This is a genomic window from Paenibacillus foliorum, assembly GCF_013141765.1.
GTDB lineage: Bacteria > Bacillota > Bacilli > Paenibacillales > NBRC-103111 > Paenibacillus_S > Paenibacillus_S foliorum.
Genome location: NZ_WHOD01000071.1, coordinates 1 through 15,376, shown reverse-complemented (window position 1 = coordinate 15,376; position 15,376 = coordinate 1). Strand labels below are relative to the sequence as shown.

Here is a 15,376-nt window from a genome sequence, read left to right as displayed (position 1 = left end):
AGCATGAGAACAGTCAAAGAGCCCATGACGCAGCGCGACAAAGGAGGGATCAGCCGTGATCGACACAATCAAAAGTTATCTTGTTAGTTTAGGTTTCAGCGTGGATAAAGCTTCTTACCAGTCGGCCACGAAAGCCATGGACGGCGTAGAGCAAGGAGTTGCTAAGTTTGCTGGGAGTGCAGTCACTAAATTTGCCCTTGCTGGCGCTGCTGTGACGACCTTTGTTGCGACTGCGAGTATTGGGATTGCAAAGTTCATAGGCGATCTGGCACAAGCTGACCTGGAGACAGAGAAGTTAGCCCGCCAACTATGGATGAGTAAAGATGCGGCTGCTGCTTATAACAACACGCTAAAGGCGATGGGGGTAACGCTACAGGACTTGTACCTAAGCCCGGAGCTTATGCGCAATTTCAAGGAGCTGAACCAGGAGGCGAAGGACCTACGCCCTCCCGCTGAATTCGCTGAGCAGATGAAGCTTGTTCGATCTGTTCAGTTTGAGTTTACACGGCTGAAACTTGAGGCGACCTACGCGCTACAGTGGGTCGGTTACTATTTCGTGAAATATATGGAAGGACCCATAAAACAGATCAAGCAGACCTTGTCTGAGATTAACGGAATCATAGTTAAGACGATGCCGTCATGGACAAAGGTGATTGCCCAGGTAATGAGTTGGTTTGCCCGGATGGGGATAACAACCTTTAAGGTACTCAAGGATATCATCCGAATATTTAATGATGTAGGCAGTGCGATCCCGCGTAACTTGAAAATGATTGGAGCGGCAATAGCGGCACTAGGGCTGATCATTCAAACCGGACCGTTTGGCATCATAACATCGACGCTACTTGCGTTAATCCTTCTATTAGACGACTTTTACACATACCTTGATGGCGGCGAATCGGCATTCGGCCCTTTCTGGAAAAAGCTTGAGGAATTTTACAACAAGCTGAAGGGCGATGGTGTTTTTGATGGTATTCAGAAAGGTTGGAAGGAATCGTTAAAGGTCATTTCGGAAGGCATCGAGGCAGCGGGTACAGAGATTAACGGATTTTACAAGGACATAGAAGACAAAGGGGTCCTTAAGAATTTTGAGGGTATTTTCAAGAATACCTTCGGTATCATCGAGAAATTGTTTGTCGGCACTAATACTTGGGTACAGGATCTGTTCAAGGAACTGGAAAAACAAGGAGTCCTGAAAGACCTTAAGGATAATTTCGAGAATGTTATCGCTTCAGTATCTGAGTTAACAGCATCTATTACGAAGGTAATCGATAAATTTTTAGGACTGAATGAGTCCAAAAAGGTGCTCGGTGGCATCGGAGATATTTTGAAAGACGTTATTGTCGTTCAGATGAAACTATTAAATGATCTTCTTGAAACCTCAGCGGGATATGTAAGTACAATCTCCAAAGCTATCGGTGGCGGACTTCTAAATTCCATTGAAGAAAAAGGGGGGGAAGCAGGCGAGCGTCTTGAAGAGGGTCCAAAGAAAGGCTTTTTTGTAGATATGTTTCAGGACGTGGGTGGCCTGTTGAACCAATGGAGGAGTTCGAAATTTAGTGATAAGGTATCAAGAACTTTAGGGTTACTAGCGAAAGGTGCGAAAGGGACAGAAGGTGCAAATGGATTTAGCGCACCGGCTTATACGCTCCCATCCTCAAACACACAAAACACTAGCAATACTACAAATTTAAACCCAACTTACAATATTTATGGCTCTGACCCGCAGAAAACAGCGGATGCAGCACAAAATAATATGGATTCAATGTACACCAGAAGCATGAGTGGGGTGATCCGATAATGGACAACTCCCCTATATTAGATTTATCTGCCCCCGAGATTAAGGATTTGGTTTACACCAAAACTAATATTGGGGGTTGGTTTTTCGATGCATATCTTAAAATGGACCATACAAGCAGGTTAACGATTACGGATCATCCCGTTCAAACTGGCGCTGCAATAACGGATCATGCCTTTCTGCAGCCCCGAGAATTATCAATGGACGTAGCGATGAGCGACGTCAACGAAAGTACTGTACCTGGTCAATTTAGTGGTGGATATTCTCGTTCCGTCCAAGCGTTCTACGTTTTAAAAGAGCTGCAGCAACTCCGGGTTCCGATTCAAGTCCATACGCGTTTAGGCTTGTACCCAAACATGCTTATCGAGGTATTGACCGCACCAGACGATTATACAACGTTTGAGGGAATGCGCTGTTCCGTTACGTTCCGTGAGATCCTCGTAGCTCAAGTGACAACCGTTCAAATAAGTGCTAGACCCGAGGTGACAGACAACTCAAGGAGAGGAAATCCGGAGCCAGTCACGCCGAATCAAAGCATTTTGAAACAAATGTCTGGTCTACTGCTGGGCAATTAGGAGGAACATATGGCTACTAAAATTATTCCTCTTGCATCGGGAGCTAATCAAAGTTTTTCTTGTACGCTTCCGGTAGATGCTAAAAATATAACGTTAGCTTTTACCTTCACATGGAACGGAATCGGCGAGTATTGGTTCATGTCGATTGCCGATGTAAAGACGAAAGAATTGTTACTGGATGCGGTACCGCTTGTAACTGGGCTCTTTCCAGCTGCTGATCTTCTCGGGCAATATACATACCTGGGTATTGGTAGCGCAGCGATCGTTCCGATCAGCTCGCTTACTTCAGGAATACCCGAGGGAACTAATCTCGGAAGTGACTATGTACTGGTTTGGACGGATACGGTGAGGTGAGAAAATGGCGACCAATTGGAAAAACTTAGCGACAGCTGAAGCGCAGGCTCAAGGAGCAGATATTAACATCGTCCTTGCCACTGTGGAGGCCGAGACTAACGGAACTAATATATTGGGTGATGGTGGCAACGCGTTGGGGTATGGGCAGGTATGGCCGAAGTGGCATGAGGATTCATTCCTGTATGCAGCCAACAAATTAAGGCTTGAGTTACCAGATTCACTGGAAGGCATGCAACAACTAACGCTAAGCAATGACGCATTCTCCATGTGTGTAGCTGTGCGTGTCATCAGTCGGGTGTGGAAATCAGCAGGGAAAGACTTCCGGAAGTTCACGCTTTCTTACGTAGGTCCTGCCATTCCAGATAGCGATTACCAAAGACGTTACCGCGTATGGCTAAAGTATCAAGGTGATTCAAGTAGCGGAGCAGGTGCTACTACCCCGACGCTAACAACTCCACAGTTTAACATCAATGTTCCAGCAACCAATTTTGGTGTTGTTGCAAATTCCCAAGCGCTTGGGAATATTCTGTATGGTAGGCGATATCGGGTTTTAGTCAGTCGACCTGATGGGGTCGCGCTTGATGTTTCGCAGCTCCGCTGCACGTTCAAGATTCAGAAGACAATCCTGCAGCAGCCTAATTTTTCCGAGATTGTATTGTACAACTTGGCTCCTGATACGGAGAACAGTATCATACAAGAAGGTAATCGAATTGTCATAGAGGCAGGTTATGAAGGCGATCAATATGGTTTGATCTTCGATGGCGATATCATCCAACCGGTCCGTGACAAAGAGGATGGTGTAACCTATCGGCTAACTTTATACTCTCTTGACGGTGACCGCTTCATGAATCAAGGCTTTGTTGGGTTCTCCGTTCTCAAGGGGCAATCGTCCCGCAGCCTTGTTGAAAATGTGGTGAGTCAGGCTAAGATACCCACACTGCTAGGTAGCATATCAAGTGAATTCAGTTCGCAGGAGCTAAGCCGCGGTAAGGTTGTATTCGGACTTGCAAAGGATTATTTGAGGCAACTTGCACAATCGCAAGATGCTTCTTTTTATGTGGAGGACGGTAAGGTCAACATTGTACGAATGTCGGACTTACCCGAAGGAGAGATCACTGAGCTTTCGCCTGCATCGGGGTTGATCGGGATGCCTGCACAGAATGATCAAGGTGTTACTTTTAAGTGCTTACTTAATCCTCGAATTAAAATTAACACACTGGTTCACATCAATAACAGTCTGATTAGGGCGCAGACGTTCCAACAGGGTCAGCCCATTCGAAATCTAGATGGTGACGGAATATACCGCGTGATCGGTGTTACCTACACAGGCGATACTCGGGGCGATGCTTGGGAGTGCGAATGTCAAACGGTATCTCAGGCAGGTATTCTTCCAGGAATGATATCAGCAGCCTCAGCAAATCCCATGTAGAAAGGAGGCAGTAATAGTGGGAATAACCATCAGTGAACGCATAGTAGATCCGAGTAATAAAGAAGAATTTTACCGACGAATGCTAGATAATTTCTCGAACAATTTACGTGTATCGGCACCGGGAATCATTCAAGATTTTGACCCCATCACACAAACTGTAAGCGTACAGGTAGCTCTCCGAGAAAAGATCATTGACGCGGACTTAATGCAGCACTGGATTGAGATCCCGATGCTGTTGGATGTACCTATCGTTATTCCGCGAGCCGGTGGGTATGCTCTCACGCTTCCCATTGCTGCAGGTGATGAGTGTTTGGTTATCTTCTCCGATATGTGCATCGATGCTTGGTTTAGTAGTGGAGGCGTGCAAAATCAAATCGAGAAACGTCGGCATGACTTATCCGATGGATTTGCAGTAATAGGCGTCTGGAGCCAACCGAATAAGATCCCGAATTACTCCTCGACAGCTGCACAGCTGAGGACGAACGAAGGAACCGTATATATCAGCTTAAGTAACAACGAAATTAACATCGTGGCACCGATCGTTAAAATTAACGGGACACCCTTTGTGTGATCTAGGAGGGATATGAGTGAAATATCGAGCTCTGGACACAAACGGAGATTACAGTTTTGGTAAGAGTCAGCAAAACTTTATATCGGGTGTATCAGCCGTCGCTCAAGCCCTTAAAACTAATTTACTGCTTCTTCAAGGTGAATGGTGGGAAAGCATCGATAAAGGATTGCCGTTATTTCAAAACATTCTTGGACAACCCGGAACACCTGCTAACGTACAAGCAACCGATCTACTAGTCAAAGAGGCCATAGCAAATACACCAGGGGTGACCATTATTAAAAATTTCAAAAGCATTTACGAAAATCGAACCTATTCTTTATCTTGCACAGTAAATACGCAGAATGGGAACTCGATTCAAGTCACCGTCACCGATTTAGGAGGAAATACCGCTTTAACATTCAGTGAATAACGAAAGGGGGATTGATAGCATGGGATTTACCTTTCCTACTGATGCTAGACAAAAAGCGGGGGCTGTAAAGGTAACCGCCGACGGAAACAATTTCTATATACCAACGGTGATTTTTTCCTCGGACGGTATCACACCCATCAGTATATCGAATCCAATCGCAATGAAAAACGCCAGTGTAAACAATGAGCACGTAGCGAACACCCCTATTGCATGGGACGGTTTAAAATTGTTTGATTTTGTTAATGTGCCTGCGACGTTATCATCAGGACTTTTCATTAAGATTGATAATAACGGTCAGTTTAGAGATTTGACCGTCACATTTGAACTAGAAGTAGCATCCGGTGTCTGGATGCAGTGGTATGACGCATATGGTATTGAATATTCGTTCAATGCCTCCGGGAATTCGCGTCGCGTATACGGGGGCATTCCTCCTTTTGCAAAGTACATCCGCGGAAGGCTAAAGCTGAAAGCCGCCGCAGCTCCGATCAATGGTACGCAAACAATCGTCCAGGTACAGGAGGTGATATAACATGCTCGGCGGATTTGGAATGAAGGCAGGTCGCGGCGCAGGTTCAGGATACATGGTCGACGTGAAACGAGATTACGGTGCAAAAGGAATTGGATCGGAAGACGATTTTCCAGCGTTCGACAAGGCTATACGTGATATGGACGCTCGCGGTGGCGGGACGGTTATCGTTCCCCCAGGATCATATGTATTGTCCCAAGCACTCGGGGATACGACTAAGTATTTAAAGCATGTGACCGTCACGGGAATTGCGCAGCGTGGTGTACACTATTCTTTTGGCGACGGTGCACTCGACCCATACGGCAATCCGTGGATTGGCGCTGCCTACATCCGATGCTCGAACAATACCTCTGTGCTGACTGGTATGTGGGAGAACTGTTTGTTTCAGCATTTGTGTATGGATGCAGACATGCGTGGAAGCTCCTGCATTAAAGCGCATTTTTCAAAGTCACAGCTCAGAGACTGCGAATTTGTTGGCTGGTCAGGAGTCGGCATTTGGATGAACGACGGTGAATTCACAGACGACCTTGGATTTTTGAACAGAATTGAAAACTGTAATATTTCAGATACCGGTGAAGAGGTTGGCGTTGGTCTGCAACTGGAATATCGGTTTATCGACAGTTGGATTATTAACAACAACATCGAAGCGCCGGGGACTGATATCGTAATTAAATCTGGTGGGCCCTTCAGGATTATCGGCAACCATCTAAATGGCAACCGATCACCGCTCCATAATATCCTATTCGACGGGGGCGTGAGAGAGTGTCTGATTGCAAATAACATTCTGGAAGGAGCGAAAGATGAAGCAATAAAATATGTGGCTCCAGGATGGCTTGGAAATCCGGAACGGGCATCTATCCTAGTAACGGGGAACATCATAAGACAAGCTACGCAAAACGGCGGTAAGCCTATATTTAAATTTGATGCTTCCTCAACTCATCCTGAATTTTTTGCGGAAGGATTGACAATCACAGGCAATACAATTAGTACAGATTACAATCCAACAAACGCTATCGAGATCAACAATTTTAAGGATATCTCCCTTGTCGGTAACTATTGGAGGCATGGACACGATGCGGCTCTTGCTCCGGTAAAAACGATCAATTGTACAGGGGTCGAAGTGCTGGGGAACCATGGAGACAATAGTATTGATAGCGGGCTATAAAAAGAGAGGGAGGTGACTTTCTATATGACCTATTTCGCTCCATTTATCGATTCTTCCGGCTTTCACATGCCGTCTTACTCCAATATTCGGAATCAACTCATCGCCGATGCCAAGGCGATTTTTGGACAAGACATTTATCTCGGAGTCGATAGCCAGGATTACCAATGGATTTCGGCAGTTGCAAACATTATTTACGATTCGTTTTTAGCAAGTCAGGCTGTTTACAATAGTAGAGGCCCTTCTACAGCGATCGGAAGTTCGTTGGATATCATTGTTAAGCTGAATGGGATTAAGCGGTTACCAGCGGTCTACTCAACATGCTATGTTACGCTTGCTGGTACTCCTGGCACTACGATAACTAATGGCATTGTAGGTGATTTAAATAGTAATAATTGGACTTTGACTAGTCCCGTCACTCTTGATTCATCCGGTCAAGCGACGGCACTTGCCACTTGCCAAACGACAGGACCTATCGTTGCCAACATAGCCGATCTCAATAAAATTGTGACCCCTACTTACGGATGGACTACGGTGACGAACGATGCGGCTGCATTGGTTGGTTCAAGCTCCGAAACGGATTCACAACTCCGATCACGGCAGGCTATTAGCACGGCCCAACCGAGCAGGACCGTGCTAGAAGGGGTCAAGGGAGCCATTTCTGCCGTGAGCGGTGTGATGCGATTCGTTGTGCACGAAAATGATACGAATGCTGAAGACGCCAACGGATTACCGCCTCATTCTATAACGGTTGTTGTCGAAGGTGGAGAGGACGCAGATGTTGCACGGGCAATGTTCAACAAAAAAGGGCCGGGAGTCTATACAAATGGGACGACATCTGTGTCAATTACTGACGCCTATGAAAACGCCGTTACAATCCGGTTTTACCGTCCGACTTATGTTGACATCGACGTCGTTGTAAATGTCAAGAAACTTGCGGGGTACACGAGTCAAACCACGGATGCGATCAAAAGTGCTCTCGCAGCGTATGCTGACAGCCTCTTAATTGGTGACGACCTTCTCATTTCCAGCCTTTGGGGCGCTACGTTGTCTGCGAATCAGGTGCCAACGAAACCTTTGTTTTCGATCACGGGATTGACAGTTGCACGGCATGGGCAGGCTCAAGGAACGACAGATATCATCACGGCGTTTGACGAAGTGACTCGGGGCAACGTCGCTTCTATCACTGTCAATGAAATCTAGAGGGGGGTACAGGTGTCCATTGATGACTATTTAGGTCTCATTACATCCCAACACAAGGTGCAGCCGAAATTCAAAGCTTGGCTTTCTTCGGCGCTTTCGATTGTTAACGATAACTTCGCAATGACAGTAGGTATACCGTCTAGTTTTGACATCGACACAGCTGTTGGTAACCAACTTGATGTATTGGGTATCATTGTCGGAAGGAACAGGACGCTAAATTTTCAGCCTGCAGGAGGGAGCTCTCCCGTTCTGGATGATGAGAATTACAGGCTGGCGTTAAAAGCAAAAATTGCACAGAATCAATGGGACGGTACGATTCCGCAGGTGTATGAAATTTGGAACAGCCTTTTTCCTGATGTCAACTTGATTGTAATCGATAATCAAGATATGACGATGAGTGCGCTGGTAGATGGTCAACTTGATCCAATAGCTACCGAATTAGTTGCCGCACGGTATATCATTCCGAAACCAGCTGGAGTAGAGGTAACAATCATCGATGTGAGCAATGTCTTCAGCACACCTTATTTAGGTATGGTGGTAAGTGGAATTGAATTCATCACAGTAACAACAATTGTTCCATGAGGAGGTGGGGTTTACGGCTATTTATGGAAATATGGTATTAACACAATTAGGACTTGCCTTATATTCAAAAGCTCAAACGGGAGTTCAACTGAATTTCACAAGAATGCAAATTGGATCGGGGCAGTTGGCACTCGGGCAAGACCCGATGATGCTTGCTGCCTTGATTACCCCAGTATCATTTTTTTCTATTATTTCAGCATCAAGTAGTGGAAATTTGTCTCGAGTGAAGGGGATCTTTGAGAATTCCGGCGTTGTTGTTGGTACCTATTCGTGCGAGTTAGGGTTGTTTGCTACAGATCCGACTTTAGGTGAAATTCTGTATGCATACGCAAATGCAGGATCACAAGGAGATACCATCCCTCCCATATCAGCTGGCCCATTTTCAAAGCATTATCAAATTAATACAGCCATAGGTAATGCATCAAGCATATCGGCAACGATTCCGGCAGAAACCTACATCCCTATTTCGGAGAAGGGGGTTGCTGGCGGTGTATCTCCCCTGGATGCAAGTGCGAAGATTCCAGCGTCAAATTTACCGCAAATTGATCATTCGGCATTGCTGAACAAAGGAAGTTACACCCACGCACAGATTGACTCCCATATCGGGGCAACCGCCGCACACGGATCCACATCTGCAGCAACGCCAAGTACGATCATGCAACGTGATGTCAATGGTCAGGCTAGTATAGGTACGCCTACCTCCGCAACACACATTGCACGGAAGCAAGACGTTGATGCAGTTTCAAACGCAGCACAAGCGGCACAGACAACAGCAAACGCTGCTCTACCAGCTACGTCTTACACCGCATCAGATGTCTTAGCCAAATTGAAAACAGTTGACGGCGCAGGCAGCGGACTTGACACAGATGTAGTAAGAGGGGTAAACATCTTCCTTCAAAATCAATCCGATCCTGTAAATTCCGTTGGTCTTTCTCAGCAGCTACAATGGAGAGCATTCGGGACTGGTCACACAATTTTCGATGCATCAAACGGGCAGGCTCCAAATGGGGCTGTGATTAATAATTCCAATTCTTCTTCTGCTTGGCAAGCGAGCTATCCAACTTTAATGGGTTGGAATGGTTCAGGTAGTTATGGTGTTAGAGTTGATAGCGCAAGAAATGCAGATACAGCAAACGGTGTTCTTATCAGACTTAATTCAGGGATATTAGAATTTTGGGACGGGAGCACATGGAAGGCGGTAGGTGGAGTGAAAAGCGTTCAACGAGGAAGGGTGGCCGCTAGAGTCGGTACAACAAACATCACAGTGTCATCGGTTAATATGTCTAAATCGCATCTGACTTTCCCTAACGTATATAATTCATCTTCTACGGGCGGTTATTTTGCTGTTTCTATGGATGCATCGTTAACATCACCGACAAATATTGCGATTGTTAATGATGGTGCGGTTGGACTAACCGTTTCTTGGGAATTGGTTGAGTTTTAATCATAAGATGCACACAACTTTACTATGAAATAATAGAGTCAAATAAAAAGGAGATTATCAAATGCCATTTTACGCACAAATACAAAATGGAAAAGTAATTGCCATAAGCGAAGGCCCATCCGAGATGGTGCTACTGGAAAGCAACGACAACAAATTACTTGGAACGTCTTATATCGGATTGAGCCAACCGTTTGGAGATGCCACTAGCTTTTCTGGTTTAAAAGCTACCTTAACGGCGGATAAGACAGAATTTGCAGCTGATGGTGTGGATGTCGTGACTATCAGCGTTGCAATAAAAAACTGGAAAGGAGAAGACGTCGAGGAGTTTGCTGGCATGATTAAAATAAACGTTAATGGCTCCAGGAAAGATTTAACAGTTACTGCAGGGCAAGCGACTTACGTGTACAAAACAACAACGATTGGCAAAAAAAACATTTCCACGCAGGACGCGGATGGTTACCCATACATCTTACATGGTGCCGTTTCGGTTGAGGCGTATGGGGATTTAGAAGAACTGTAAGATGTACAGCCCCGAGGCTATCGGGGCTATTTTTATACACGGAAAGGGGGCTGGATCATATGCCACATGATGATGAAACAGGAGAAATCCTACAGCGATTAACGCGAGTAGAAACCAAGCTTGACCTAATGATCAATGCTCGAGATATCGCAAATGAAGCATTACAGTCAACCAAGGCTGCACATAAACGATTAGATACATTGGAAGAGAATCAAACATGGCTCTGGAGGACTGCTATTGCCGCCCTTATTGTCGGTGGTATTGGGTTGTTATGGAAAGGAGTGGGTCACTAATGGAAGGCCAATTTTTCACATGGGAAGCTCTTTCCGCTATGGGAGGAGCTTCTTTGCTTACGTTTTTCATTGTTCAGTATACAAAGGTTCTCGTTGATCGTTACGTAAACTTACCAACGGATGTATACGCGGTGTTTGTTGCTTACTTTGTGCTTCTGTTCACTCAAATGGCACTAGGGGCTAGTTGGATGGATTGGAGGATTTATTTGCTAAATTTTGCTAATGCCTTTTTAGTAGCAGCGGCTTCGGCACAGATTCAGAACAAATCTGTTAAACCACCTGGACAATTGCAAGATTCGAGCAGGTCCAATTCAGCATAAACTATTAAAAATGGAGTTGGTAGCTGTGAAAGCAAACGATTTTATAGCAATACTTGCACCCATGGCTGTGACTGAGCAAAAGCGCACTGGTGTTTTAGCTAGTATCACGATTGCTCAGGGAGCATTAGAAAGCGGATGGGGTGCAGCTGCACCTGGTAATAACCTGTTTGGAATTAAAGGTACGGGGCAGGAATTTCTTACACAAGAGTATGTCAACGGAGCATTCGTACAAGTTATGGATGGTTTTCGCGTTTATTCTAATTGGGAAGGTAGCATAATCGATCATAGCAATTTTCTTATAGAAAACAGTCGTTACACCAAGGCTGGATTCTTTGACTGCTGCAAAGAGTTGGACTATGTAGGAGCTGCACAAGCGCTTCAAGCGGCTGGTTATGCAACGGATCCGAATTATGCCATGAAGCTGATTTCGATTATCGAGGGCAATGGGTTGGATCAATACGATTTTTTAAAAGAGTCCAAATTAGAGGAGGATGAAGATAACATGCCGATGAAACTGGAACAATGGCAATGGGAAATGCTTTATGAAGTGATGGGTAAGGCGTATAATGCGGACCAGCTCAATTGGAACTGGATGCAGAAGATCGTGGACAAGACGCTAACAGCTTCTGAGCTGGCATTCCTGAATACAGTACTGGATGGCAGAATAGATAGAGGCATACAAGTATAGGTCGTAAATATTCCTTAAGAAAGTTCCTAAAGAATCTAGTATTATCCCATGACCCCGCTAGATCATCACTAGCGGGGCTTTTTGCTTTGTGGTGAAGGGATAGGACCCATTCGCCCATCAATTTTTAATTATTCGTTAACTCTCCTTGCTGTCATCCTCCGATGGTCGTGTAAAAGCAATACCTCTCTTAACCAATTCTTTTTCTAGCAATGTAATAAATGCCTGTTCAAGTTGAAGCTCTAGAGCTCTTTTGTAGGATGCAAGTAATTCTTTATCGTTAAGAATCAAACTATCAATCCCCTTATAGCGAATGGCATCCTACCCCATCACCTATAGGTATTATGAACTAAATGGAATATTATGGGAGTGTAAAAAGAGATCTCAAACACAAAAATTACAATAAATGGGTTTAAATGTTTAGACATACCATGTAAATATTTGTATTCTACTAATTGTGTTTATACATAAAAATGTAAATTGAGGGAGAGATTTGTTTGAAGCGTTTTAAATTGTTAATAATGGTAGTTTTGATGATGATTATGGCACTGTCGATAGTTGTGCCAGCATTTGCAGCGGGGGATAGTTGGGCAACAAAAGGAAATATGCCAACAGGAAAAACTGGTATGGCTTCAGCGGTAGTAAATAATAAAATTTACATTTTTGGTGGTTTAACTATGTCTTCAAGTATTTTGAATACAGTGGATGCTTATGACCCCACAACAGATATTTGGAGTACAAAAAGCAACATGCCCTCTGCTGCAAAATTTGCTGGGGCAGCAACTGGTAGTGGGAAAATATATGTAATTGGCGGACTAGACGGAAATGTTAAGTTGAAAAAAGTGCAGGTCTACGATCCATCAGCTAATTCTTGGACTACAAAAACAGAAATGCCTACTGAAAGGTATAGTTTGGGTGTTGTTGAATTAAATGGAATTATTTATGCTATTGGAGGCTTAAACGACAACAATTATAGTAAGAAACTTGAAGCATATGATCCGCTAACGGATACATGGAGTACAAAAGCAGATTTACTAAGGGGTGGATCTAATCTATCAGCAATTTCCTACGCTGGAAAAATATATGTTTTTGGTGGTAATAATACTTCTACCATGACACAAGTATATGACCCTTCTAGCAATATATGGACTGAAAAATCGAATCTATTAACAGCATTAGCTGGAGCTGGAGTGGCTACGATTAATGATAAAATATATTTGATTGGAGGTTCACAACCTACTTTGAATAATCGTGTTCAAGAGTATGATCCTGCAAATGATTCTTGGAAATATAAAACCAATATTACTACAGGTAGATATGATCTTGCAGTGAATGTGGTAAATGGGAAGATTTATGCAATTGGAGGATTTAGTGACTCCACAAGTCAAGTCATTAATAAAGTAGAAGAGTACACCCCAGAAGTTAATTTACCATCTGCTCCAATCAATCTCATTGCATCGGCAGGAAATACTATCATAAATTTATCATGGACGGTAGCAACAAACACAAATAGCTACAACGTAAAACGATCCACAATTGCAGGAGGACCTTATAACACAATTGCCAGCAATGTTTATGGTATATCATACACTGATACTACTGTTACAAATGGCAACACATACTATTACATTGTTACGGCGACTAATACAGCAGGAGAAAGCGAAAATTCAAACGAAGCATCGGCAACACCTCAAGGAACGGTAACGCCTCCTTCATCAAATAAAGCATTGCTCGTAATCACTTTAGTAAGCGGGCTTGAGAAAGAATATGACCTTCCGATGAGTGAAGTAAATAACTTCATTTCCTGGTACAACGGCCGCGCTGCCGGTACAGGATCGGAAGTATATACGATCAGCAAATCATTTAACAGAGCTAACTTCTTGACCAGAAAAGACTATATTGCCTTTGATAAGATTGAGACGTTTGAAGTTAACGAGTATACGCCAGCTCCATAAAGAATTATTCAGAAAAGCCCTCTTTCCTAAATTGGATTGAGGGCTTCTGACTACCTTGATGAATTGGTTTCGTTAATAATGTCTTTAGTCGCTAGTAAAAAATAGTTTTCCTGATTTTTATCTATAACGATGACTCGTCCATCGACATCATAATCCATATCCACTAAATCGTTAGTATTCAGTATTTTCAGTTCATGCGTTTTCAGATGAATGACATGGTATAGCATAACCTCACGCCCTTTCACTTCAATAATAAATGAAATTTAAATAAACCATATAAATGTAACTCTTGATAATCTACTTATTTTCCTATTTGTAAATAGATTCTATATGATAGAATACAAGTAAAACTTCAAAGGGGTGTAGAGCCATGATTGAACGGTATCAATTATTGAATGAACCAGGTCGAACTATATGCATTTTTGAGAAGAACGGAAAATATTTCGGGCACATCCTGAAGGATAGAACGGACAAGGCTCCGGCTAAACTTGTATTCGAAACTCAGAAGTACGATAGTCTTGATGCGCTGAAATCGGAATACCCGGCGAAGGACGAAAAATCATAACAAGAAATCCACAAACACTGGCGACCTGAGCAGCCCTGCTTTCGTCCAATTTCTTATTTTAACCTTCGCTCTTAATCGTGGCTCTAAATGAACGTAGTCACGGTCCTCGACTTCCAATAGCCGATCTTTGATGCTATAGAAAGCCATCTTATGACGTGGTGTCACGCCAAGTTCGATTACACCGACAGGGCGGAACTTACCATTTTTCTCTGGAACCGCCGCCAACCATCCGAAGTCACCTTTACGATAACCAGTAATCACAACATCAACATAGGTCCAGTTAATAATCTTTTGCCATGCACTCGACCTGTTACTTACGTAAATCGAATTGGCGCGCTTAGCTACGATTCCCTCCATTTTCAGAGCTTCGATTTTGCTATACAACTGTTCTCCTTCTGCCTCAACCGATGGTATCAGAGCAATATTTGCGTTACCGAAGTCTAACGTTGCTAATAACTCCTTACGCTTATGTAACGGATAGCCGCGCAAATCTTCGCCTTTATAATGAAGAATATCGAATACAACATAATTGACCGGTCGGGAGTGAGCTGCGTTTTGTACCTTATCCGGCTTGCGCAGAGAGAAGCGCTCCATTATCGATTCAAAATCAACGCGGCCGGATTCATCTGTAGCCGCTACTTCTCCGTCTAAAATAACGTCATCGAGTGCTATCTTGTTAAGCTCAGGATACTGATGTGTACAATCGTTGTTGTGGCGTGTATATAAGTGGGTTTCACCATTGATCCGCGATAATAAAAGTCGGTGTCCATCGATCTTAGGCTCAAATATGTAGTCAGCGTGGTTGAACGGGGCTGGAGTGGTTTCAAGTAACATTGGTGCAATAAACACGGATAAATCACCTCTACAGTAATTATAACGGATGAGTAGACGTAGAAGCTGCGGGAAGTATTGGTAACACAAATACAAAAAGACTTACATGTTACTCTCGGAGGAATAAGAGTGATGTAAGTCTTTTTGTTTATTTATC

General features: G+C 43.8%; 20 protein-coding genes. 17 read left to right on the top strand and 3 right to left on the bottom strand.

What is annotated here, in order from left to right; genetic code table 11:
- Positions 1-55 precede the first annotated feature (55 nt).
- From GC093_RS20690 to GC093_RS20620, 15 genes are all read left to right on the top strand, one after another.
- Positions 56-1,798 carry a hypothetical protein gene (locus GC093_RS20690; protein WP_171653808.1) on the top strand — a complete coding sequence of 581 codons (1,743 nt, stop codon included), beginning with the start codon at positions 56-58 and terminating at the stop codon, positions 1,796-1,798.
- A complete protein-coding gene (locus GC093_RS20685; RefSeq protein ID WP_171653807.1) occupies positions 1,798-2,370 on the top strand; it encodes a phage baseplate protein in 573 nt (190 codons plus the stop codon). The genes GC093_RS20690 and GC093_RS20685 overlap by 1 nt, the downstream gene beginning before the upstream one ends.
- A 9-nt stretch (positions 2,371-2,379) precedes the next feature.
- A complete protein-coding gene (locus GC093_RS20680; RefSeq protein ID WP_171653806.1) occupies positions 2,380-2,724 on the top strand; it encodes a phage baseplate plug family protein in 345 nt (114 codons plus the stop codon).
- A 4-nt stretch (positions 2,725-2,728) separates the two neighbouring features.
- Positions 2,729-4,153, top strand: a complete 1,425-nt coding sequence (locus GC093_RS20675; protein ID WP_171653805.1) for a phage protein — start codon at positions 2,729-2,731, stop codon at positions 4,151-4,153.
- A gap of 16 nt (positions 4,154-4,169) precedes the next feature.
- Entirely contained in the window at positions 4,170-4,724 is a 555-nt protein-coding gene (locus GC093_RS20670; protein ID WP_216624728.1) for a Gp138 family membrane-puncturing spike protein, read from the top strand.
- 16 nt (positions 4,725-4,740) lie between these two features.
- Entirely contained in the window at positions 4,741-5,133 is a 393-nt protein-coding gene (locus GC093_RS20665; protein ID WP_171653804.1) for a contractile injection system sheath initiator, read from the top strand.
- 19 nt (positions 5,134-5,152) lie between these two features.
- Positions 5,153-5,662 (top strand): hypothetical protein, encoded by a 510-nt coding sequence (locus tag GC093_RS20660; RefSeq protein WP_171653803.1) that lies wholly within the window; start codon positions 5,153-5,155, stop codon positions 5,660-5,662.
- 1 nt (position 5,663) lies between these two features.
- Entirely contained in the window at positions 5,664-6,824 is a 1,161-nt protein-coding gene (locus GC093_RS20655; RefSeq protein WP_171653802.1) for a glycosyl hydrolase family 28-related protein, read from the top strand.
- 24 nt (positions 6,825-6,848) lie between these two features.
- Positions 6,849-8,024: a baseplate J/gp47 family protein gene (locus GC093_RS20650; RefSeq protein ID WP_171653801.1), complete on the top strand. Its 1,176-nt coding sequence runs from the start codon at positions 6,849-6,851 to the stop codon at positions 8,022-8,024.
- 12 nt (positions 8,025-8,036) lie between these two features.
- On the top strand, positions 8,037-8,606 hold the full coding sequence (locus GC093_RS20645; RefSeq protein ID WP_171653800.1) for a baseplate wedge 1 family protein: 570 nt from the start codon (positions 8,037-8,039) through the stop codon (positions 8,604-8,606).
- Positions 8,607-8,637: 31 nt separating this feature from the next.
- Positions 8,638-10,050: a hypothetical protein gene (locus tag GC093_RS20640; RefSeq protein WP_171653799.1), complete on the top strand. Its 1,413-nt coding sequence runs from the start codon at positions 8,638-8,640 to the stop codon at positions 10,048-10,050.
- A gap of 61 nt (positions 10,051-10,111) precedes the next feature.
- The gene (locus GC093_RS20635) at positions 10,112-10,570 is read left to right on the top strand and encodes a hypothetical protein (RefSeq protein ID WP_171653798.1); all 459 of its coding nucleotides are present in this window, start codon (positions 10,112-10,114) and stop codon (positions 10,568-10,570) included.
- A 59-nt stretch (positions 10,571-10,629) separates the two neighbouring features.
- A complete protein-coding gene (locus GC093_RS20630; RefSeq protein WP_171653797.1) occupies positions 10,630-10,863 on the top strand; it encodes a hemolysin XhlA family protein in 234 nt (77 codons plus the stop codon).
- Positions 10,863-11,183, top strand: a complete 321-nt coding sequence (locus tag GC093_RS20625; RefSeq protein WP_246314887.1) for a hypothetical protein — start codon at positions 10,863-10,865, stop codon at positions 11,181-11,183. Before GC093_RS20630 ends, GC093_RS20625 begins: the two co-directional genes overlap by 1 nt.
- Positions 11,184-11,208: 25 nt before the next feature.
- Positions 11,209-11,871 carry a glycoside hydrolase family 73 protein gene (locus GC093_RS20620; RefSeq protein WP_171653795.1) on the top strand — a complete coding sequence of 221 codons (663 nt, stop codon included), beginning with the start codon at positions 11,209-11,211 and terminating at the stop codon, positions 11,869-11,871.
- A gap of 135 nt (positions 11,872-12,006) precedes the next feature.
- Here GC093_RS20620 and sda read toward each other — a convergent pair whose 3' ends face one another.
- Entirely contained in the window at positions 12,007-12,159 is a 153-nt protein-coding gene (gene sda / locus GC093_RS20615) for a sporulation histidine kinase inhibitor Sda (RefSeq protein ID WP_171653794.1), read from the bottom strand.
- Between the two features lie 206 nt (positions 12,160-12,365).
- Between sda and GC093_RS20610 the strand changes: the two genes are divergently transcribed.
- Positions 12,366-13,823 carry a Kelch repeat-containing protein gene (locus tag GC093_RS20610; protein ID WP_171653793.1) on the top strand — a complete coding sequence of 486 codons (1,458 nt, stop codon included), beginning with the start codon at positions 12,366-12,368 and terminating at the stop codon, positions 13,821-13,823.
- Positions 13,824-13,873: 50 nt separating this feature from the next.
- Here the strand turns inward: GC093_RS20610 and GC093_RS20605 are convergent, their stop codons facing one another.
- On the bottom strand, positions 13,874-14,050 hold the full coding sequence (locus tag GC093_RS20605; RefSeq protein ID WP_171653792.1) for a hypothetical protein: 177 nt from the start codon (positions 14,048-14,050) through the stop codon (positions 13,874-13,876).
- 143 nt (positions 14,051-14,193) lie between these two features.
- Here GC093_RS20605 and GC093_RS20600 point away from each other — a divergent pair, with 143 nt between their 5' ends.
- A complete protein-coding gene (locus tag GC093_RS20600) occupies positions 14,194-14,388 on the top strand; it encodes a hypothetical protein (RefSeq protein WP_171653791.1) in 195 nt (64 codons plus the stop codon).
- On the opposite strand, the gene GC093_RS20595 is transcribed toward GC093_RS20600, so the two are convergent.
- Positions 14,383-15,237: an ATP-dependent DNA ligase gene (locus GC093_RS20595; protein ID WP_171653867.1), complete on the bottom strand. Its 855-nt coding sequence runs from the start codon at positions 15,235-15,237 to the stop codon at positions 14,383-14,385. The two genes, GC093_RS20600 and GC093_RS20595, sit on opposite strands and share 6 nt — an antisense overlap.
- Between the last annotated feature and the right edge of the window lie 139 nt (positions 15,238-15,376).